Source organism: Zavarzinia sp. CC-PAN008 (genome assembly GCF_051903925.1).
In the GTDB taxonomy this organism is placed as follows: Bacteria; Pseudomonadota; Alphaproteobacteria; order Zavarziniales; family Zavarziniaceae.
On record NZ_CP173678.1, the window covers coordinates 2,884,449 to 2,904,564 of the forward strand.

The following is a 20,116-nucleotide window of genomic DNA, read 5'->3' on the forward strand; positions in this document are numbered from 1 at the left end:
CCCTCAGAAGCCGCCGCGCGGGATGGCGCGCGACGGGGGAAATAGGAACGTCTGGTTGTTTTCCTTCGCGATCCGCCGTTCCAGGCGCCGCAGGTAGCCGGGCGAGGACGCCTCCTGCAGCCGGTACAGGATCAGGTAGTCGAGTGCGGCGCGCGTGTAGAACAGGTTGACGAGCGGCACCGCGTTGACGCCGAAGCGAATGGCGTTCGCGCCCAGGTCCTGCCCGTCGCGGGCGGCCGAGAGAAGGCCGGCCAGGCTGTCGGCCGTGCCCAGCCAGGGGCCCGCCAGCGTGCCGGCCAGCGAGCCACCGAAGCGGCTGTACTGGCCGAACAGGAAGTCGCCGTAGATGCCGGCGCCGCCGCCCTGGATGAAGGCGGCCGTCCAGGTTGTCCAGTTCGCGGGATCGCGCGGCGTGCGGCCCCGCGACATCTCTTTCGCCGACTGCGAGACATAGCCCAGCAGGGTCGTGCCCACGATCAGCGTCGCCAGGCCGCCCACGTCCGGCCGGATCTTCCCGCCCGTGCCGCCGCGATACAGCTCGCGCGCGACATGCCGCTGGATGTAGGTCGTGGGATAGGCCTTCAGCTGGGTGATGAAGCGGACCGCCTCGCCCCACATCGTGCCCGGCCGGGACAGGCCCTGCAGCCGGGCCCGCGTGCGGGCGGTCGGGTCCGTCACCGCCGACCGGACCTGGTCCGCGAAGTAGGTTGCCAGCGATGTCTCGAGCTCGTCGCGGCCGCGCGTCACCGCCAGGGCGCGCGCCTGGGGGTTCTTCGACCGTGGCCGGACATAGGCCAGCATGTCGGCGTCGGAGATCCCCCGGACGATTTCCGGCGTCAGGTAGAGCCGGCCATCCTCGGCCCGGCGCAGGGCGCGCGCCTGGCCAGAGATCAGGGTCCAGGCCTCGGCCGAGATGCCGTAGCGGCTCAGGCCCTCGCGCGTGAAGTCGTCCAGGTGCTGCCAGCCGGTCCCCAGCCTGGCCCCCAGGTGATGCGACAGCATCAGGCCGACGCCGGTCTTCTGCGCCGTCGTCCACCAGTTCATCAGGTTCAGGCGGAAGAACAGGTCCAGGCTGCGCGACATCACGCCCGGCAGACCGTCCTCCGCCCGGAACGCCTGGGCGATCGCGCCGACCGTGCCGTCGATCCCTGCGCCGATCAGGTCGGCCACCTCCCGCCGCGCACTGTCGTCCGGCAGCCGGGCCGCAAGGTCGGTCAGGCCGCCGGCCGCGGCGCTCAACGGGTTGATCCCGGCATGGCGCAGGCTGGCCGCCCGCACCGCGATGTCGGGCAGGGCGGACAGGACCACGCCGCCCAGCTTGGTGATCGAGATCCACGCCCGCGTCACCTGGCCCACCTTGGCCAGGCCGATGCTGTCGGGAATGCGGGTGGTGCCGTCGACCTGCTGGAACAGCGCGACCGCGAAATCGCCGCCGACGCGGGCGGCCTCGACCACGTCGGCGCGGGCCTTCAGCCGCTCGACGTCGGCGTCGAACGCCGCGCGCGGGCTGGTTCCGAAGGTGCGCATCAGCGCCGTGTTCTGCGCCGCGCGCTCCAGGCCGCCGATCGCGGCGTCCAGCACGCCGCCCCGCCCGAACTGGCGGTGATAGCCCAGCCAGTCGTCGGCAGACCGAAAGTGCAGCACGCGGTGCTGCGACGCCTTGCGGGCCAGCGAGCCGGAGCCGTAGGCCTTCAGGACCGGATCCTCGGCGCCGGCGGACTTCAGGTGCTGCCCGGTCGACAGGCCCCGCCAGACCGCCTCCAGGAAGCGGGTGCGGTCTGCCGCCGTCATCGGCCCCTCATCGGTCGCGAAGGTGTCGTCCGTCAGGCGCGGCTCGATCGCGGCCCGCCAGGCGGCGAAGCCCGCGTCCCGCACTTTCAGCAGGTCGTGGCTCTGCCGCACGACATAGCCGGGCAGCTTGTTGATCCAGGCGCCGGCCCGGTTCTGCAGGACGCGCGCCGCCTCCTGGGCCGTGTGGATCGCCTGGGCGATCTGCTTCGCCTGGGCGTTGCCCGTGTCGCGCCCGCCGGTGTCGTCGGTCAGGCGCCACAGCTCGTTCGCGACATCGTCCTCAAGCTCGGGATGGCGCGCGCGCCCCCAGATGTCGGGCATCAGCAGGCCCAGAACGCCGTCCCGGCGCAGCTGCGACAGCATCGGCCCGATCAGGCGGAAGCGGATGCCCTGCATCTCGGCGTCGACAGAGCGGGCGACGCCCGGCCCGCTCTCCTCGCTGCCGGCGATCAGCGTGCGCAGGGCCCAGCCCTCGCGGCCCTTGTGCTGGGCATAGAAGTCGTCGCGGCGCAGCCTTGCGCGCTCGTTCACCAGTGCGGTGCGGCGCTGCAGCAGGGCCTCCATCCGCTGCTCGCCCATCAGGCTGGCGGCCGCCTGGGCCAGCGCCTCGGGATCGCTGATCAGGGCCTCGTCGCGCAGCCGGCGGCGGCGCCGTTCCAGCGCATCGACCATGGCCACCATCTCGGCGTCGGTCAGGTGTCCGCCGGCGGCGGCGCGCATCTGCGCCTGGCACTCGTCGGGCAGGCGCGTGGGGCGGGTCGAGCTCATGCCGCGCCCCCTGGGGCACGCGGCAACAGGCAGGCAGCGGCGGCACTCAGCGCCGCATCGGCCGCACCGGCCTTGTCGTCTGCCGCCTTGATCGCATCGAGGGCGTCCTGCACGCCCGGCATCTCGCCTGCCTCGGCGCGCAGGCTGGCCTCGATCGCGGCGATGTCCGCCTCGAGCTCGCGCAGTTCGTCGAGCTGCGCCAGCTGCTCGAGCTGGCGATAGGCCTCGGGTGCTTCCGGGTCGGGCGGCGGCCCTACTCGGCCGCCTGGGTCTCCGGCGCCGCGCCCTGCTGGGCCAGCCAGGCGCGGTAGCCGATCCGTTCCTGTCCCGCCATCTCCCGGGCGCGCATCGCCGCCTGGTAGCGCCTGCGCCGCGCCGCCTCGTCCGCCGGAACCTGCGGGTCCAGGTCCGCCATGACGGTCTCCATCTGGATCCGTTCCAGGTCCATCACGCCCTCCGGCAGGGCGCTCCAGCCCCCCGCGGTCGAGGGTGCGGGGCGCTTCACCCCGGGCGACGTTGTTGTCGGATCGCGACCAGCCATCAAAGACCTCCGCCCCGTATATGCGCCCGAAGACATCCCGCGGCAAGGATGCAACCGCCGCGACATAGTCGGGGTCGACCATGCGGCCGGTCTCGTCGAAGCGCACCAGCACCCGCCGCAGGGTCTCGGCCTCGCCCAGGTCGACCAGGTGAAGGCGGACGCTGTATCCCGCCGCGGTGGCGCGTTCGGCCAGGCGCAGGAGGGCATCGGCATCGCGGCCGACGGTGGGATAGACGATGTTGTCGCCGGCTTCGATCGCCCGGGTCAGCATCCGCGATGCGATGGCGGCGCTCTCTGCGTGAACGGCATTCGCGCCGATGCCGCCTTCGAACTCCGGCAGCTCGGCCTTGGCATCGTCGCTGTCGACCACGCGCGCCTTGCGCCGCGCCTTCAGGGGATCGACGAAGGTGCTCTTGCCTGCCCCCGGCGGGCCCATGACGATGTCCAGGATGCGGCCGTCCTCGGGGGTGTCCCGCGCCATCAGCGCGTCCTCGACCTGCTGGCGCAGGGCCTGGCGCTCGGCCGTGTCGATCGTGTTAGTGGGCGGCATCGCGGCGCCGCGCGCCAGCGCGTCGATCAGGTCCTCGCCGGTGTCCGGATGGCGGTGCTCGCCGCGGCGCACGGTGGCCAGGACCGTCCCGTCCGGCGCCTTGAACTGCCGCGCGCCGTCTTCCGGCGGTGGCTCTGCGGCCGCCGGCGGCGCCTCGGGCGGTGGCCGTGGCGGCTCACCAGCACCCCCTGCAGCGGCCTCGGTCGTGCTGCGCTTGCCGCGCACCGCGTCCAGGACCTGGTCGGGGGTCGGCGGCGGCCCGAACAGGTCGGCCTCGCCGGCGCGGAAGCGCGCGGCCTCCTCGGCATAGGCCTCGAGCAGGTCGGCGATCTGGCCCTTGCCGCGCACGCGGGTGAAGCCTGCGTCCTGGAACAGGATCTTCAGGGCGGACGTGATCAGCGGTGCCTCGAACAGGTCCAGCTGGGCGACCAGGTCGCCCACCTTCTGGCCCTCGGCGCGCGCGCGGGCGATCACGTCGACCGCCTTCACCAGCGCGTCCGTGATGTCGAGCTCGGCCGGCACGATCCCTTGCGCCACGGCGGCGCGCAGGCGCGCCCAGGGCAGGGCGGCCTCGCCCAGCGCATCGGCCAGGCCCTGCAGTTCGCCGGCATCGCCGGTCAGCGCCCGGATCAGCGGCGCCCAGGCATAGCCGCGCACGGCCGCCGCCAGGCGCGACCGGCCGGCGGCGTTGATCGTCCGCCCGCCCGTGGTCAGCCCGGTCATCTCGGCATCGCTGGCGATGGTGCGCAGCAGGGCGGTCGCGGCCATGGCCTGGTCGGCCGCGTCCAGGCTCCGGCCGCTCGTGGCGCGCAGGGCATCGGGCTGGCTCGCCAGCACGCCGGCATCGGCGCGGCCCTGCTCGGTCGCGTCATGGGCGGCGATCGCCGTCCGGTTCGCTTGCCTGCCCAGCCTGGCGCGGCCCTCCAGGTCCAGCGGTGTGCGGCGGACCCGCACCAGCACCGGCGCCGCCATGCCCTCGGCGTCGTACCCTTGCGCCTTCAGCCAGGCGCGATAGGCCTCGGCCTGGGCGCCGCCCATGCGGTAGGCACGGCGGATGGCCATGGTCCGGCCGTTGCCGCTCTCGACCGTGCCGTCGGCCGCGACCAGCGGCGCGCCCTGGTCCAGGCCGGCATCGTTGCCCAGGCGGCGCGGCTCCAGGTTGGCCGCCATGTCGATGACCTGGGCCTGCATTTCCGCACGGCCGCGATCACGCGGCTGCAGCGCCTCGGGAAAGCGCGGGTCGAGCGTGAAGTCGTCGGAATGACTGGTCACCAGGTCGTCGAGCTCGACCAGGGCCAGCTGCACCTGCAGCTCCTCTCCGGTCGGCAGGAAGGCGGCCGCCGGCTCGCCGATCGGCCGCGCCGCGATCGGCTCCAGGCTCGCCTCCGCCCGCGCCGCCCGGTCGACCGCCACGGCCTCGGCGCGCGCCTGGGCCTCGGCGATCCCGCGCAGGTTGGCCTGGAACGCCGCGTCCAGGCTGGTGCCGGGAACGGGCTGGATCGGTTCGCCCGCCGCGATCTGCGCCGCCGCCTGGTCGATCGCCTGCGCCTGCACCGGGCGCGGGACGCGGGGCGGGCCGAAGGCAAGGTCGCGCACGGCGCCCGCGCCGACGTGCAGGCCGCCGCCCAGCGCCGTCCCGAACGCCAGGTTGAAGAAGCTGTCGGCCGCGCTGTAGTCCCGCTGCTCCGCGGCCGACAGGCCATAGGCCAGCGGCTCCAGCAGGGCAGCACCGGCCAGGCCCTCGACGGCGCCGACGCCGGCCCGGATGCCGGCGCGCCGTGCCGCTCCACCGGCGGCTGCCAGCATGGCGCCATAGCGCGCCTGTCCCACGACGGGCAGGAAGCTGGCGGCCACGTTCAGCGGATCCAGCACGCTGACGCCCAGGGCGACGGCGACGGCCGCCGGATTGAGCGCGCTGCGCCCGGAACGCGCGATGATGTCCCGCCGCCGCAGCTCCTCCAGTTTCAGCCGGCGCAGGTCGGCGGCATAGGCCTCGGTGGCCGGCGCGTCGAAGCGCAGATGGCCGTCGATGCCGAACCGGGCGTTCAGCTCCTCGGGCGGCAGGCGGGGGGATGGGGCCGGCGGCGCCACACCGGGCGGTGGACCCGTCGGGATCCGCAGCACGCCGGGCCCGTCGTCCAGGCCGCCGGCCTCGCCCATGGGCAGGCCCAGCTCGGTCGGGATGCCGGGCAGGCCCAGCATCTCGTTCTCGAGCTGCTGCGCGCCGGCGCGGGACAGCGCGCGCTCGGTCAGCGGGCCGGCGCTGCCGCTCCACGTGTCGCCGGCGATCGCCCCCAGGAACGTGGAGAACGGCACGGCCCTGCGCTCGGTCCCCAGCGCCCGCAGGCGGGGATCGGGATCGGGGATGTAGGTCTGCAGGCCGACCATCACATGGCCCCGCCCAGGGCGCCCATGCCTGCCCGGGCGCGTTCGGATCGCGATCCCCGGCCGGCCTGGACCAGCGCGTCCCAGCTCAGTTCAAACCGGCTGCCATCCGGCTTCAGTGCCGGCTCGCCGTCGGCGTGCAGCAGGACCAGGCCGCTCTCGTCCGCGTTGGTCGCCCAGCGCCCTTCCGCCTGCACGTCCTGCACGGGGGCCAGGGCCAGGTCCGCCTCCGTCTGGTAGGGTGCGGTGCGCTCATCCGCCATCAGGCTGCCCGGCTTCAGGTCGGCGCGGATCTGTTCGGCGCCCGTCGCGATGGCGTCGCCGTCCAGCCGGGCGGGCACACGGAACGTGCGGTGGATCGTCCACAGCGCGGCCAGGCGGGCGGCCGCGGCATCCGCCGCCGATGCCGGGTCGGGCTCCCGGCGCAGCTCCGCCAGGGTCAGCGCCTCGGCGATCGCCACCAGGTCGCTGCGCGCCTCCGGGTTCGGCACGGTCAGCAGCAGCTCGGCCAGGCTCTCGTCCAGGGCCGTCCGGGCCGTGGTGCGTTGCTGGGCGCTCATGATCTTGCCGCGAACATCCTCGGGCCAGGCCATGACCTCGATCAGGTCCCTGGTCGCGACCGGATCGACCTCCTGGAACATCAGCGCGCCATAGGCCTCCCGCGGCAGGCCGGCGGCCACATACTCGGCCCGCGCCCGCTCGGCCAGCTCGCCCCAGCCTGCCGTCGCCTCGACGAACTCCCGGAACGCCTCGGGCCGCTGCGCCGGCGGCGTGGCCATCAGGTCGGCGACGCTCTGCTTCGCCAGCGCCTCGGGGATCAGCCGCTGCTGGCTTGGGGCCACACCCAGGCGCTGCTGTTCCGCCAGCAGCGCCCGGCCATAGGCGGGCAGCTGCGCCGGGTCGGCCCGTGCCGCCTCGTTGAGCGCGCGCAGCTGCGGCAGGGCGGCGACCGTCCCCGCCGGGTCCTTCGCCCGCGCCGCCAGCACGCGCTGCGCCTCGGCCGTGGCGGCGGCATAGATCTGCTGCCGGAAGCGGAAATCGTCCGCACCCTCCGCCGGCTTCAGGCGCTCGACCTGTGCCGCGATGTCGGCCGCCGGCAGGCCTGCGAAGCCGACCGTCGCCCGGGCGCCCTCGCGTGCGACGTCGAGCTGGACCAGCAGGCGCGTCGCCGCCTGGGGATTGTCGGGCGCGATGTCCCGGATCACGTCGGCGTCCGAGAAGCCTGCGACCGGCGCCCCTGTCGCCAGGATGGAGGCGATCGACTCCTCGGCCACCCGCGCCGTCTCGACCGCCCGCCGGTTGCGCTCGGCCTGGGCCGCCGCCTCGGCCTCGCGGGCCAGGCGCTCGGCCTCGCGCGCCTGCGCCTCGATCCGCTCGCCCGAGGTGCGGAACAGCTGCAGCCGGGCAGCCGCGGGCAGGCGGGCGATCTCCTCGGCCAGTTCGGGGGCGACCGGCTGGCGGGCCGCGGCGATCGCCGCCGGCGTCGTGCCCATGCGTGCCAGAACCGACCGGGCATAGGCGCGGCCGTTCGGCCCGGGCAGCCGGGACAGCCACGCATCGTGCGTCAGCTGCTGCCCACGCGGGTCGCCGATCGTCTCCAGGAAGCGGTCGACATTGCCGACACCCTGGTTATAGGCGGTCAGCGCGATCGTGACGTCGCCGCCATACCGGCGCAGCAGCTTGGCCAGGTGGCCGACGCCCAGCGCGCGATTATAGTCCGCGTCCTCGCGCCAGCGGCGTTCGTCCCAGGGCAGGCCAGCATCAGCCGCCGCCTCTGGCCCGGTGCCGGGCATGATCTGGGTCAGGCCGACGGCGCCTTTAGGCGAGGTGACGGGACTGCCGTCGGCGTTCAGCTGGCGCCCGCCGCTCTCGACCTGGGCCAGGCCGCCGTCGACCAGTTGCGCCGCCAGGGCCTGGAAGTCGCCGCCCTCGCCCGGCAGGGTGCCGACCGCGACGCCCGGGGGTGCGGTGCCGGCGGCAACCGCCGCCGGATCGGCCTCCAGCGCCGCCTGCACCCGGGCCAGCGCCACGCGCTGCCGCGTCTCGATGCCCAGGCGCGCGGCTTCCTCGCGGCCGACATAGCCGCCGGCGACGCCACGGGCCAGCATCTCCGGGATCGCAGCGTCCGCCGCGGCCCGCGCCGGTGCGCTGGCCGCGGCCCCCGCCTGCAGCTCCAGGTCGTTAAGGCCGGTCAGCAGCTCGCCCCGCCACTGGTCGCGATCGGCGCGCAGGCTGGCGGCCTGGGCCGCGGCCAGGACGGGCAGGGCGGCCGCCTCGAACGCGGACGAGAACTGCGCCCGCGCATCCTCGTCGACGCCCAGCTTGCCGGACGCCTGCCGCCCATAGTCCCGTGCCGCCCGCTCGAACGTGGCGACCAGCGGCCGGGGATCGGGGGCCGCCGCGATCGCCGCCTGCTGCTCGGCCAGCCAGCGCCGGCCCTCGATCTCGGCCCGGTTGATCTCGGCGGCCTGGCGCGCCCGCTCCGCCTGGACGTCGCGCTCGCGCAGCACTTGCGCCAGGCGCCCCGTCGTATCGGCCAGCTGGGCCACGGCGCGCGCCGCGCCCAGGTCGGGGTTCACTCGCGGCGCCTGGGCCGCCGGGCCATAGCCGCCGGTCGAGACCAGGTCGGGGATGCGCGGCATCAGAAGCGCCCGCCCGGATAGGTCGGCCCGATCGGTCCCTTGGTCCCGCCTGCCTTCGCGAACCAGCCGCCGCCCTGGCCGGCCGTCTTGACGCCGCCGCCACTGAACGCGCCGCTCGTGTAGGCCTGGGCAGCACCCCCGGCCAGCGCCGTGCCCGCCGCCAGCCAGCCGCCGCGCCGCGCCGCCTTCGCGTCATGGCGCAGCTGCTGCGCCTCGCTGCGCGCTTCCCAGGCCGACCGCCGGCCCTGATAGGCGGCGATCTGCGCTTCGAGTTCGCCCTCCATCGCCCGGTCGACCAGAACGTCCAGGATCGAGCCGGACGGCGTCAGGCCGCTGCCGCCGACGGTCGCCCGCGCCTCGCCCATGCGCCGCTCGACCTGGGCCCGCGTGCGCTCGGCCTCGGCGCCGGCGACGTCGCGCGCGGCCTGCGCCTGGGTCTCCAGCCCCTGCGCCTGCGCGTCCGCCGCCTGGCCTTGCGCATAGCCGCCCAGCACGGCGCTGCCGGCGCTCAGCGCCGTCGAGGCGAGGAGCGCGATCTCGACCCCGCTCACGGGCGCACCCGGCTGAACAGCCAGTGCGCGGCTCCGTCCGGCGCATAGCCGTCCATCCGCGCCTCGAGCCTGAAGCCCAGCAGGCTCAGCCAGCGCCGCGCCGGCTTGAACTCGGCGCAGGCCGTTGCCTCGATCCGGCGCCACGCCTTCAGGTTGGCGCCGATCTGCGCGCGCACCAGGCGTGACAGGGCGACCATCACCGGCCCCGCGTCCGTCGCGACCAGGCCCCAGGCGATGGCGCGCCCGGGCCACATCTCGACCAGGCCGCCGCAGGCGATCGGCCGGCCGGCGCGGCACACGGTCCAGCTCGGCCCCTCGACCAGCTGGGCATCCATGCGAACGGCATTCGCGCGCTCGGCCGCCTGCGCCGGCTGGATCGCCAGCGCCGCGGCATCGCCCGGCATGTAGGGGCGCAGTTCCAGGGCCTCAGGCATGATGCCTCGGCTGGGGCAGGCGCCCCGGCTGGTGGCGCAGGCGGTCGGCCGTCGCCCCGTTCCAGTAGCGGTGGTCGAGCGGCAGCAGCTTGACGGGCGCCCGCACCAGCGCCCGCAGCAGTGCGCCGCGGTCGAAGCCGTGGAAGCGCTGCCATTCCTCGTGCCAGGCCTCGAACAGGGCGGCGACCGCCGGCGTCTTGCGGAAGGCGAACGCGCCGGTGCGGAAGGCCTGCACCCCTGGCGCCGTCAGGTCGGTCGCCGCCTTGTCCTCGGGCGGCAGCTTGCCCAGCCACAGCGGCCCCTGGTCGTGGGTCGCGGTGATGACCAGCTCCCATCCGGCGACCAGCGCCTGCCGGTAGAGGTCGAGCTTGCCCAGGCAGCGGGTATCGGCGTCCAGGTACAGCGTGTGATCGAACGGCGACAGGCTGGCCAGCCGGGTCTTGATCGACCGCGCGCCGACGGGATCGACGTCGGTCCCGTCGAACGTGTGCACCGGCCAGTCATGGTGCCGCTCCAGGCTGGTGCGGCACAGCGCGGCCTCCTCGCGCGCGCGCCGCCCCAGGCGGATCATGACGACGCCGAATGTGGGGTCAGGCATCGCTGGTCACCTCCAGGATCACGGCCGCGATGGTGCCGGGCAGGGGCAGGGTGGGCTCGAACCGGATCACCGGCTCGCGGTCGTGGCTCATGGGGATCGCCACGGGCGCGATCGTCGACTTCAGGCGCGGCGGCCGCCCGGTCGGGTCGTCCGCGGTACGGTCCGTGGGCAGGCGCTCGGCCCGTCCCTGCACCACGACCTGCAGGCCCAGCGTGTCCTTCACCCGGATCCGCGCGCGCGACGCCCGCCGGCGCCGGCCCTGCAGGCCCTGGCCGGGCACGTCCAGCGGCGGCGGCTCGACATGGGATCCGGCGACGTAGGAATGGCCGACATGGACCAGCGCGCCGCCGGGGAAGGGGACCTCGACGCTGCCGCCCTGCACGATCGCGGTCCCGGCCAGGCCGCCATCGGCGACGATCGTCACCGGCTCGCACTCCAGGTGGTCCAGGCCCGCGACCTGGGTCGCGACGATCGCCCACTGGTCGGTCTCGAAATAGCCGTCGAAGCCACCCTCGGCGAAGGGCAGGACGATCGTGCCCGCGACCTGGTCGGGCGCCAGCACGGCATCGACCCGGATATGCATCTCGCGCGGCCGGTCGCTGGCCCGGGCCGGGCTGCTGCGCTGGCGCAGCGCGATCCGCCGCCCCACCAGGCCGGTGAAGTCGATGGCGCCCTCGACCTCGGGAAACGCCGTCAGGGTGACGTTGGGAAAGACGCCGAAGGCCTGCAACAGCCCCGGCGTATGGGCCGACCAGCCGTCATAGCTCAGGCTGTCGTCCAGGTGGACCGCCTCCGGCTCCGCCTGGGGCAGGGCCCAGGCCTGGCTCAGCCACTCGATGTGGCGCTCGATCACGTCGCCATTGTCGCCGCAGCAGCCGCAGCCTTCGCGGCTGCGCAGCACGACGACCCACAATTCGTCGCTTCGCCCGTCCGGCGTCGGGATCACGCAACAGGCCTCGACGATCGGCGGCCCGTCCAGGTAGCGCCCGCCCAGGCGATGCGGCATCCAGCCCAGCACCTCCTCGGACGGCTCATAGACCAGCGACAGCAGGGCGCCGTCCCCGCGCACCGCCCACAGCGTCTTGTCCGGGCGCAGGGCCCATGCCAGGTCGACGACGCCGCCCACCGTCACGTCGTCCGACCGCAGGGTCAGGTCGCGCGTCGATGGCGCCCGCTCCGGCGCCAGCTCCTCCAGCGTCAGGCCGCCGCGCCCGACATAGATCACCCCGTCGCCGATGCGCAGCGGCACCGGGTCCGGCTCGGCGCCGACCCGCACCGTGTTGCGCGTCTTGGCATTGTCGGGCCCGAACGCCTCGGTCGTCGTCGCGGGGCCCAGGGGGATGATCCCGCCCATCGTCCCGCACAGCAGGTCGTCGCCGGCGGTCAGCCAGCGAATGGCATTCACCTCCGCGTCCGAGATGGTGAAGCTCAGGGCATCGTCGGCCCGCGTATAGCCCAGGCGGCCGGGCCGGAAATTGTCATAGTCGCCGACGCGGGATGCCCAGACGGTCTGGGGATCGCTGGTCGTGCCGCCCCACACGACGCGGTCGTTGTAGAACACGACGGCGCGGGGGAAGCCGTGCCGCGCGTGCCAGGCGCCCTCCGCCCAGAACGTCGTCGCCGCCGCATAGGGCAGGCGCTCGACGACGGTCGCAGTGGCCGTGGTCGCATTGCTGACGGCGGTGATGACGGCATAGCCGCTGCCGTCATGCAGGAACCGCCATGTCGTGTTGCCGTCGGACGCATCGCCCTTGTCGTGCGTCGGCGGTGTCGTGAAGCTGAAGAAGGCCGGCGGCTCGCCGCTGATCTGGTCATAGGCGACGGCCTCGTAGACCCGGCCCAGATAGGTCACGACATTGCCCAGCAGGTAGAGGGTTTCCTCCTTCCAAGTCCGCTCCGGCACGGTGCCGGATGGCGTCCGCAGGCGCACCCGCTGGCCGATCCAGCTCGAATCGAACAGGTCGGCGGACGCGGTCAGGGTGACGCTGCCGGTGACGCCGCTGGGCGTGATCGTGGTGTCGCTGCCGTTCTCCGGCCGCCATGGCCCGCCCTTGGGGTCGATCGCGACCAGGCTCCAGTCGGTGTCGCCGCGGCGCTCCAGCTTGCGGGGCATGGTGGCGCCGCACGCCAGCCGCAGCACGTCGCCCGACTGTGCCCACTTCAGCCCCGCCAGGTCGCCCTCGCCATAGGGCGTCACCACCTCGAAGGGTTCGTCCTCGTCCGGCGCCGGCTTCATCACCGGCCCGTGGTTGCGGAAGAAGCGGAAGTAGAGCGGCCCCGCCTCGATCGCATAGGCCTGGGCCGCGGAGAAGATGAAGGGGATCAGCCGGCGCCGGCTCTCGACCTCCAGCAGCTTGGCGACCGCCGCATGGCGCGTCCCCGGCCGGAAGCGCGCCGGCCCCTGGGCCAGGGCCTGGAAGTTGAGGGCCGAACGGCAGCCGCTGTAATAGGCGCCCAGGTCCGTCCGGCCCAGCAGCCGGGCGCCCAGCACGCCGCCCTCGAACGACAGCACGGGCGCGTCCAGCGCGGGGCGGGAGCGCAGCGCGCGCGCCATCAGGACCGCGCCTCCAGCCAGCTCGAGCGGCCGTCGACCTCGGCGGGCGAGCTGGCGCTGGCGCTGGCATGGCGCGCCTGGGGCAGCTCCGCCTGGTACAGCAGGCCCATCGCCTGCTGCATCTCGGCCGTACCGGTCAGCGCCAGCGCCAGGCGCTCGGCCGCCTTGACCGCCAGCGCCCGGCGCAGCAGCGCGTCCATCTGGTCGGGGTCGGTGACGTCGCGGGTATAGACCAGCGCCAGCGGGGCGGCCGCGTTGCTCAGGATCGTGCGCCCCTCCTGGGTCCAGCGGTCGCTGAACTGCGCGTCGTCGGCTGGCCAGTCGCCGATCTGGCGCGGCTGCACGCAGTCGCGCGGCAGCTGGAACGCCCGCGCCCAGCCGAAGGCCGGCGCCGTCGCCAGGGCGGGCAGCTGCTTGCGCGCCTTGGCTGCCTTCCACGGATGGGACTGCAGCACCGCCAGCCGCACGCTCTCCCACACGCCCAGGAACAGGCGCCCGGCGCGCTCGTCCTGGACCAGGTGCTGCACCGTCTCCTGCCCCAGCAGGATCAGCGCCTCGTTGGCAATGCTGACCAGCGACGCCACGGGGCGATCAGTCGATCGCGTACTGGACGCGGACGCTGATCGTGCCGGCGGCCGAGCCCACGGTGTTGGCCGTCAGGCACAGCTCATAGGTCTGCTTCGGATCGGAGGAGAAGCCGCCGTCCTGCCAGACCCGGTTGTTGACCTTGTCGATGTTGCGCGCCTCGAACGCGACGTCGAGCGGGGCGGTGCGCCCGCTCGACAGGTCGACGGCGCTGGCATAGGCGTCGGCGTCGACCACGGCGCCGCCATTGTCGAGCGTCTGGTAGAGCCCGACGTCGTAGCTGGTGCCGCTCGTGATCGCGTCGTTGGTGAGCAGGATGGCCGCAATGCGCCAGTTCGACTGCACCTGGCAGATGCGGAAGACGCTCGTGTCGTCGTCGGCCGCCGCGACCTCCAGCGTGGCGGCGATCTCGCGCAGGCGCGCGCCCTGGTCCGTGACCTCGTTGGGCACGCGGGGGCTCGCCTCGATGTTCTGGATAAGCTTGGACTTGGTGTTGACGACTGCCATGGATCAGGCTCCCGGATAGTGTGGAGCCCCGCGTGGGGGGCGCGGGGCGTTGGCCCTGCGCCGCCTCAGGCGGCCTTGATCTCGACGACCTTCTTCTCTTCCAGGCGCGTCGCCCCGTGCCACCATTCCAGGTAGGCATAGGCGTTGAAGCGCTTGTCGCTGCGCTCGGTGATGCGCTGCTTGCGCTCCAGGCGGGGCTTGTAGCCCATGCCCGACTTGCACCAGACCGGGATGCGCCGGTAGTTGCTGCCGTCCTTCAGCAGCCGCTCGGTGCGGATGAAGGTGAAGCCCATCCACTTGTCGATCGTGCCGTCGACCAGGGCCTGGACCACGTTGTAGTCCTTGCTGGTCACCTCGACATAGGTCAGCAGGTTCATCAGGTCGTCGGCCGTCACGGCGACGAACATCGGATCGTCGTCGTCCGGCTCGCCCTTCAACAGCAGGCCCTTAGCCTTGCGCAGCTTGCCAGGCGTCAACCCGACATTGCCGGTGCCCACGGCGTCGGCCCGGTCCAGGCTGTGGTCGTTGACCGCGACCACTTGGGCGCCGGGGAAGGGAACGGCCGTGTTGCCGTCGACCCCGCCGGTCGCGGTGGCGAAGAACGCCTTGATGATCTGGTCGTCGATCGTCCGGCCCATGTAGTTGGCCTGGGCGACCGAGACGGTGTTGGTGGGATCGTGCAGGGTGGAGAAGACGTCCGGATCGGTGATCAGCACGCCCGTGTCGAAGCCCTTGAAGGTGATCATGCGCCGGTAGAGTTCCAGCACGTTGTTCGGGCTGTCGCCCCCGGCGTCGGTGATCTCCTGGCCGCCGATCTCGCCGGCATAGTCGAAATACGCCTTGTTGCCCTTGTCGGGCATGGCGTTGGCGGCCGGGCCTTCGGTCACGGCCACGCGCAGCCGGGACTTCTTCTGCTGCCCCAGCCACCAGACATTGTCGGAATACTGCTGAACGTAATGCGGGGTGAAGTCCATGAGGGGACCCTCGATCGCGAGAACATTTGGGTTCTTGCGACTGAGCTCCCCGGGGCTGCTTCGGACCCGCGGGACCCTTAGGTCCCTGAGCTCCCCGACGTCCTGCCGGACCCGCGTCTAGCGCTTAAGGCCCGCTCGGCCACGACGAATCATACCTGTTTCAAACGTTGGATCAACAGCCTAAGCTTGCTGAAAAAGACCGGAGGAATCGAAATGAGGTATGTGATCAAACGACTGGTGCTCGGCAGCCCCCACGAAGTCGAGTTGAGAGTGGAGGAATACGACAGAATAAAAGAGGCACGTGAGACACTTACAGCTATTGGAATGTTTGAAGATGCGTTTCTGTTATTGATGGAAAATCATATCGAAATCGAGAAGTATCTGTTTGAATACGCACTCACGTCGCTTACGTACGCCAACTTTGATTCGATTGATTTTGGTATGGCTCGAATTAAAATAAATCAAAAGCTCAACGCAATTCTCGCCGCGGCAAAGTACTTTAATGATTCAATAAAACAGCATTTGGAATTTGTTGGTGAATCGACCCTATCTGAAATAACCAACTTTCGGAGTCAGCAGTATGATAGTAGCAAAGCATACCGACTGATGGAGCTCCTAAAAAACCTTTCGCAACATCAGGAAATGCCTATCGAGGCAATTTCCCTCGATAATTCGTGGGAGGACAACTGGTCTCGTATGAGAGTTACTCTCATCCCATTTGTCACCTCAAGGACCGTTCTCAAAAGCAATAATCTAAAGCAAGTGATACGGGAAGATTTGTCTGGTTGGGAGAAAGGAAAAATCGAGCTGATGCCGCGACTGAGAGCTTACATTGAAAGAATTGGAAAAATACACGAATTCTCTCAAGGGAAATTCTTCGAAATCCAACAGTCATGTGAACGTGAACTCGACGCAGCTGGAGCACGTTACATATCATTGTATCCCGCTGAAGGCAGCTTAGGTTTGGTTGCGGTGGAGAGTCCAAGTGAGTATGTATACGAAAATCCAATATACATCCGAATTCCAAACGACGAACATCGGGAACGAGTTCAGTCCAGAACGAGGACGATGCACCGTTTTAGTGACAGGTATGTTGGGTGGCGCTAGAACAGATAGAATACTCGACGCCTTGAGGGTAGGGTTGGTGTTTGCGATGGTCGCCGATTAAAACGATTAATTTGCGACATTTGTAAACGCTAAGATCGTGGTGCGAAACCTTTGGGGTAGAACACCACTTCGTTGGAGATCGTGACGCTTGTCCATTTTGTTCCGTCGTCACACAACGAAAGAGGATATCGCTCTCCAATCCCAGATGTCCGATGCCAAGATAGCACTTTCTGAGGGGTGGGAGGCAGCGCCTTCCACCAGCTTTCCTTAATGTAGGTATTTTCAAAATAATCAAAGGAAAAGCGTAATAATTGATCTGGCACTCTTGTTGTGTCAATTGACAAAAAGCTATCACAAAACTGTCGTGATGCAGAGCATTGTGCTCCAATCCATCCAAGAAACGCTATTGATCGACCGGAAAATGAAGTTATATTTAATATGATATGATCCAATATTTTGTCATCGTACCCTAGGGATTGAAGCATAGTACCTTGAAAATCATATTCAACTTGACTCGCTCCAGACGCCACAACAGGTAAAATATCTGAAAACTCGAGATAGACACCATAGATATCATCGAATCTGTTTTTCATCAGAATTTCATCAGCTTGATTCTTGTAGTGTTGTAGCTCTGCAAGGCCAATGTTGATTGATGCTTCATAGGCAGCAACTTCTTGTTGAATATGTTCCTGGACTTCGAATGACATACCTTTGTCAGCAATCTTATGAATTGGGATAAATGCAAGTTGTACCTTTTTTTGGTACAGTTCATAACATAGGGACCGATACGATAGCAGAAACATTGAACGCTTGTCGGCAACGAAAGAATCCCCCTCAATGTACCTGAAAGTCTCGTTGTCATGCTTGCTGCAAAAACCTGGAAATGTCGAAGCTCGACCAACACCTATCTTTTCAATGGACCGCTCCAGGGGAGACTGTTCTTTGAATGGTGATGATTGAGGTTTGCAACTGAGCACATGTCCGTTTTCCGCTATTGCACGAATACCGCCATTCTTCTGTATGGTGTGTGAAGATATAGCTGGACCGGAACAGGATTTTGGGCCGCTAAGCGGATGGGCACAGTATCCGCGTCTGAATTGAGATTCATGTTGGAAATATAACTTGGGAAAGTTTACCCTCTTTTCATTTTCCCGATTCATGTGACACGACTTCCACTTCTTCCCACTTTTACACCAGCAATAGTCATTTATTCCCATGAGTCGTCGTGGATTCAGGAGCCCCTCGCTTTTAAATTTTGAGAATATGCTCATGGCTCCCACCTTCTAGACGTGTTGAGTCGTTTGCCGACCGGTGCAGCTCCAGCGGTCCCTCTACGCCGGAAAAGCTGCCTTATACAGGTCTGCCATCTCCTGCAAGGCGTCTCCATGCGCCGGGTGGGCGGCGTTGTGGTAACGCTTCATGAACTCGGCGTCGCCCTCTCGCTTGCGGATCTCCGCCTTGGCCTCGTTGGGGCTGCGCGGGCCGGCCAAGGCAGCGCCAGGGCCCTTCACCAGGGTCTCGGGGGTCAGGTTGCGCGCCAGCTTGTCGAACAGCTTGAACATGCGCGGATCGTTGCCCAGCCCCGTCTCGGACAGGTAGTCCGCCAGCTCCTGCCCGCCATAGGCGATCACCGCGTCGCGTGCGCCCTTCACCCGCGCGTCATAGGCGCCGCCCAGCTCCGCGCGCAGCTGCTGCTCGACCTCGGCCGAACGCGCGGTTTCGGCCTGCTGGCCCTGCTGCATCACGGCCGCCGCCGTCTTGCCATAGGCTTCCCACATCGCGGCAGCCTGGCGCTTGGTGACGCCGGCATCGTGCGCCGCCTTCAGCCAGGCCGCCTTGTGCTCCGGTGCCACCTCCGGCATGCCCTCGACCGTCGGCAGCTCGTACCCGTCGACCTTTTCCGGCCGGCCGAGGCGGCTGTAGACGTCGCCCCAAGCGGGATCGTCGTCCTTCACCGGCATGCGCAGGACATGGGCCTTGTCCAGGCCCAGCAGCCCCGCCGCGTTCTTGTACGACTTGGCCAGCGCCCCCAGGCCGCTCTCCTTGAACGGCAGGAAGGTCGGGTCGGCCCGGTACTCCTCCGGCAGCGTGTCCATGAAGGCGGGCGCCGCCGGCGGGGCCGAGGCGGGGGGCGTGCCGCCTCCACCCCCACCGGCGCTCTCGGCCTCGCGCAGGACCATTGCCCACAGGCTAAAGGATCGGGAAATCTTCATCGCGTGCCCCTTCGGTTTCGTCCCGGGCCAGCATCCGGGCAATGTCGTCGTGCGTGAGGTGGGCGAGCTCCAGGATCTCCAGGACCATCGCCCGGCGCCCTTCCCAGCGCGCCAGTTCGATCGGATCGCTTGACGCGGTCGGCCGGATCACCCCGCCGCGCCGCACCAGGTCGACCAGCATCAGGTGCCCATCGGGCCCCGACAGGCGGGTGCGATAGGCCCGGCGCACCGCCGCGTCGCGCGCGAGCTCGCGGCCCTCGTCGGGATCGCGGCGGAACCACAGGCGCATCACGCGGCCTGCAGGAAGCGGGCGGCCTGGGCCGCATCCTTGGCGCCGGCGGCGATGCCCTGGCCGGTCTCGACGGCGGCCGCCATCGCCTGGCGCTGCTGCGTCTCCGCCATGATCGAGGCGACCATGGCGGGCGAGCGGATCAGCCCCCGCGGACTGCCATAGAGCCGGGCGCCAATGCGCAGTGTCTGCTCCGCATCGATCGCCTGGATCGCCTGGGGGTTCACCTGGGCGACCTGGGCCGCCAGGACCAGCAGGCGGTTGATGCTCTCAGCCTCGGTCGCGCGCTGGGCCGCCGCGATCGGCGCCACGTACTCGACCTTCAGGGATCGCCCCCGCAGCGCCTGGGGCACGGGCAGGAAGCGGCCGCGCCGCATCAGGATGTCGAACACCCGGTCGATCAGCGGCGACAGGAACTCGGCTTCAAGCCTGGTCAGCATCGGGGACAGCAGGCGCAGGCGCTGGTCGCGCCGCTCGATCACCTCCGTCGCCGTCATGCGATCGAGTTCCGGCAGCTTCAGCCACTCGACATAGAAGGTTTCGCGGATGCGCTGCCGTACCTCGTTCATCATCTCCATGCCGATGCGGGGATCGGCACCGGTCAGGATCGGCGCGATCCGGTCGAACTGGGACACACCGCTGCGGTAGTAGTTCATGGCCCCGGGCCGCAGGTTGGCGGCCGTGACATAGCCGTCGTCCGGCATCTGCATCGGCGGATCCACCGACCGCTGGGCCGCCCGGATCGTCGTCGTGGCCATGGCGTTCAGCATCTTGGTGTCGGGCAGGGCGATCATGCCCGGGCCATAGCCATAGATCTCGCCGCTGCGCTTGGACCAGCGCGCCGCCAGGAACGGCATTTCGTCATAGCCGCCTTCGCGGATCACATGGCCGCTCTCGCGATCGACGTACACGCTCGCCACGGGCTTGGTCTTAGGGTCCACCCCGTCGCCCCTGGCATCCTCACGGGGCAGGGTGGCGTGCAGCAGCGTGACCTTCTCGCCCGGCTTCTTCTCGGCCAGCTCCAGGATGCGCCTGCCCGCCGCGTCGCCGAACATCTGCCGTGCCTGGCGCGCCGTCGGGCAGAACTTGCGGAACAAGGTATCGACCCGGCCGTCGGCATCCTCGGCGATGAAGCATTCGGCCAGCGGCCGCGACGCGAACTGGATGTCGGTCAGGGCCCCGCCGCTCGGCGCCGTCCGCTCGCCCACGTAGAAGCAGCTGGTCGCCAGCGCCGTGTAGTCCAGGTAGAACTCGTGCGCCGCCGGCCCAAAGCCGGAGGAGCCGGCGCTGAACACGTTGTGCATGCGCCTGGTCGCGTCCTCCAGCCAGGCCGCGACCTCGTCGTCCTCGGCCAGGTCCTCGTCCTCCGGCCGTAGCTCAAACCACTTCAGCCAGGGGGAGGTGGCCGTGCCGTGCAGCGCGTTGGCCAGCTGCTCGGCCGCCGCCGGCGTCGTGCCGTCCACCTGGCGCTGGCTGCGCTTCTCGCCGGGCGTCCGCGTCGTGGTGAAGTCGCGGCGCGGCAGGACGAAGTCGCTGACCTCCTGCCAGTGCGTCTCCCACGTCTTGCGCTCGGCCTCCAGCTCGTCGAACCGCCCGCACAGCCGCTTGCCCAGCGCTTCCGTCATGG

Annotated in this window: 15 protein-coding genes; 1 reads left to right on the forward strand and 14 read right to left on the reverse strand. The window is 69.7% G+C overall.

The features are described 5' to 3' along the window. Positions 1-3: 3 nt before the first annotated feature. The 10 genes from ACI6GS_RS13520 to ACI6GS_RS13565 all read right to left on the reverse strand — a co-directional run bounded on the left by ACI6GS_RS13520 (position 4) and on the right by ACI6GS_RS13565 (position 14,880). Positions 4-2,559 (reverse strand): hypothetical protein, encoded by a 2,556-nt coding sequence (locus ACI6GS_RS13520; RefSeq protein ID WP_439813974.1) that lies wholly within the window; start codon positions 2,557-2,559, stop codon positions 4-6. Continuing rightward, positions 2,556-6,038 (reverse strand): zeta toxin family protein, encoded by a 3,483-nt coding sequence (locus ACI6GS_RS13525; protein ID WP_439813975.1) that lies wholly within the window; start codon positions 6,036-6,038, stop codon positions 2,556-2,558. The genes ACI6GS_RS13520 and ACI6GS_RS13525 overlap by 4 nt, the downstream gene beginning before the upstream one ends. Then, on the reverse strand, positions 6,038-8,677 hold the full coding sequence (locus ACI6GS_RS13530) for a transglycosylase SLT domain-containing protein (protein WP_439813976.1): 2,640 nt from the start codon (positions 8,675-8,677) through the stop codon (positions 6,038-6,040). The genes ACI6GS_RS13525 and ACI6GS_RS13530 overlap by 1 nt, the downstream gene beginning before the upstream one ends. Further along, entirely contained in the window at positions 8,677-9,228 is a 552-nt protein-coding gene (locus ACI6GS_RS13535) for a hypothetical protein (RefSeq protein ID WP_439813977.1), read from the reverse strand. The genes ACI6GS_RS13530 and ACI6GS_RS13535 overlap by 1 nt, the downstream gene beginning before the upstream one ends. Then, a complete protein-coding gene (locus tag ACI6GS_RS13540; RefSeq protein WP_439813978.1) occupies positions 9,225-9,662 on the reverse strand; it encodes a hypothetical protein in 438 nt (145 codons plus the stop codon). Before ACI6GS_RS13540 ends, ACI6GS_RS13535 begins: the two co-directional genes overlap by 4 nt. Continuing rightward, complete coding sequence (locus ACI6GS_RS13545; RefSeq protein ID WP_439813979.1) at positions 9,655-10,260, reverse strand: hypothetical protein; 606 nt, start codon at positions 10,258-10,260, stop codon at positions 9,655-9,657. Before ACI6GS_RS13545 ends, ACI6GS_RS13540 begins: the two co-directional genes overlap by 8 nt. Continuing rightward, a complete protein-coding gene (locus ACI6GS_RS13550) occupies positions 10,253-12,814 on the reverse strand; it encodes a hypothetical protein (RefSeq protein WP_439813980.1) in 2,562 nt (853 codons plus the stop codon). The genes ACI6GS_RS13545 and ACI6GS_RS13550 overlap by 8 nt, the downstream gene beginning before the upstream one ends. Then, positions 12,814-13,398 carry a hypothetical protein gene (locus ACI6GS_RS13555; protein WP_439813981.1) on the reverse strand — a complete coding sequence of 195 codons (585 nt, stop codon included), beginning with the start codon at positions 13,396-13,398 and terminating at the stop codon, positions 12,814-12,816. Before ACI6GS_RS13555 ends, ACI6GS_RS13550 begins: the two co-directional genes overlap by 1 nt. Positions 13,399-13,405: 7 nt before the next feature. Next, on the reverse strand, positions 13,406-13,906 hold the full coding sequence (locus tag ACI6GS_RS13560; RefSeq protein ID WP_439813982.1) for a hypothetical protein: 501 nt from the start codon (positions 13,904-13,906) through the stop codon (positions 13,406-13,408). A 65-nt stretch (positions 13,907-13,971) separates the two neighbouring features. After that, entirely contained in the window at positions 13,972-14,880 is a 909-nt protein-coding gene (locus ACI6GS_RS13565; protein ID WP_439813983.1) for a phage capsid protein, read from the reverse strand. 213 nt (positions 14,881-15,093) lie between these two features. Here ACI6GS_RS13565 and ACI6GS_RS13570 point away from each other — a divergent pair, with 213 nt between their 5' ends. Continuing rightward, the gene (locus tag ACI6GS_RS13570; RefSeq protein ID WP_439813984.1) at positions 15,094-15,987 is read left to right on the forward strand and encodes a hypothetical protein; all 894 of its coding nucleotides are present in this window, start codon (positions 15,094-15,096) and stop codon (positions 15,985-15,987) included. An 89-nt stretch (positions 15,988-16,076) separates the two neighbouring features. On the opposite strand, the gene ACI6GS_RS13575 is transcribed toward ACI6GS_RS13570, so the two are convergent. Genes ACI6GS_RS13575 through ACI6GS_RS13590 form a run of 4 tightly spaced genes read right to left on the reverse strand, consistent with a single transcriptional unit; the run spans position 16,077 to position 20,114 of the window. Next, the gene (locus tag ACI6GS_RS13575) at positions 16,077-17,258 is read right to left on the reverse strand and encodes an SEC-C metal-binding domain-containing protein (RefSeq protein WP_439813985.1); all 1,182 of its coding nucleotides are present in this window, start codon (positions 17,256-17,258) and stop codon (positions 16,077-16,079) included. Positions 17,259-17,318: 60 nt separating this feature from the next. Further along, positions 17,319-18,200: a hypothetical protein gene (locus ACI6GS_RS13580; protein ID WP_439813986.1), complete on the reverse strand. Its 882-nt coding sequence runs from the start codon at positions 18,198-18,200 to the stop codon at positions 17,319-17,321. Beyond that, positions 18,178-18,489: a hypothetical protein gene (locus ACI6GS_RS13585; protein ID WP_439813987.1), complete on the reverse strand. Its 312-nt coding sequence runs from the start codon at positions 18,487-18,489 to the stop codon at positions 18,178-18,180. The genes ACI6GS_RS13580 and ACI6GS_RS13585 overlap by 23 nt, the downstream gene beginning before the upstream one ends. Further along, positions 18,489-20,114 carry a portal protein gene (locus ACI6GS_RS13590; protein ID WP_439813988.1) on the reverse strand — a complete coding sequence of 542 codons (1,626 nt, stop codon included), beginning with the start codon at positions 20,112-20,114 and terminating at the stop codon, positions 18,489-18,491. Before ACI6GS_RS13590 ends, ACI6GS_RS13585 begins: the two co-directional genes overlap by 1 nt. Positions 20,115-20,116 lie beyond the last annotated feature (2 nt).

Coding starts and splice junctions, on each gene's coding strand:
- ACI6GS_RS13585 (WP_439813987.1), bottom strand. CDS start 18,489: ATGCGCCTGTGGTTCCGCCGCGATCCCGACGAGGGCCGCGAGCTCGCG.
- ACI6GS_RS13575 (WP_439813985.1), bottom strand. CDS start 17,258: ATGAGCATATTCTCAAAATTTAAAAGCGAGGGGCTCCTGAATCCACGA.
- ACI6GS_RS13560 (WP_439813982.1), bottom strand. CDS start 13,906: ATGGCAGTCGTCAACACCAAGTCCAAGCTTATCCAGAACATCGAGGCG.
- ACI6GS_RS13565 (WP_439813983.1), bottom strand. CDS start 14,880: ATGGACTTCACCCCGCATTACGTTCAGCAGTATTCCGACAATGTCTGG.
- ACI6GS_RS13580 (WP_439813986.1), bottom strand. CDS start 18,200: ATGAAGATTTCCCGATCCTTTAGCCTGTGGGCAATGGTCCTGCGCGAG.
- ACI6GS_RS13545 (WP_439813979.1), bottom strand. CDS start 10,260: ATGCCTGACCCCACATTCGGCGTCGTCATGATCCGCCTGGGGCGGCGC.
- ACI6GS_RS13590 (WP_439813988.1), bottom strand. CDS start 20,114: ATGACGGAAGCGCTGGGCAAGCGGCTGTGCGGGCGGTTCGACGAGCTG.
- ACI6GS_RS13520 (WP_439813974.1), bottom strand. CDS start 2,559: ATGAGCTCGACCCGCCCCACGCGCCTGCCCGACGAGTGCCAGGCGCAG.
- ACI6GS_RS13550 (WP_439813980.1), bottom strand. CDS start 12,814: ATGGCGCGCGCGCTGCGCTCCCGCCCCGCGCTGGACGCGCCCGTGCTG.
- ACI6GS_RS13570 (WP_439813984.1), top strand. CDS start 15,094: ATGAGGTATGTGATCAAACGACTGGTGCTCGGCAGCCCCCACGAAGTC.
- ACI6GS_RS13540 (WP_439813978.1), bottom strand. CDS start 9,662: ATGCCTGAGGCCCTGGAACTGCGCCCCTACATGCCGGGCGATGCCGCG.
- ACI6GS_RS13530 (WP_439813976.1), bottom strand. CDS start 8,677: ATGCCGCGCATCCCCGACCTGGTCTCGACCGGCGGCTATGGCCCGGCG.
- ACI6GS_RS13525 (WP_439813975.1), bottom strand. CDS start 6,038: ATGGTCGGCCTGCAGACCTACATCCCCGATCCCGATCCCCGCCTGCGG.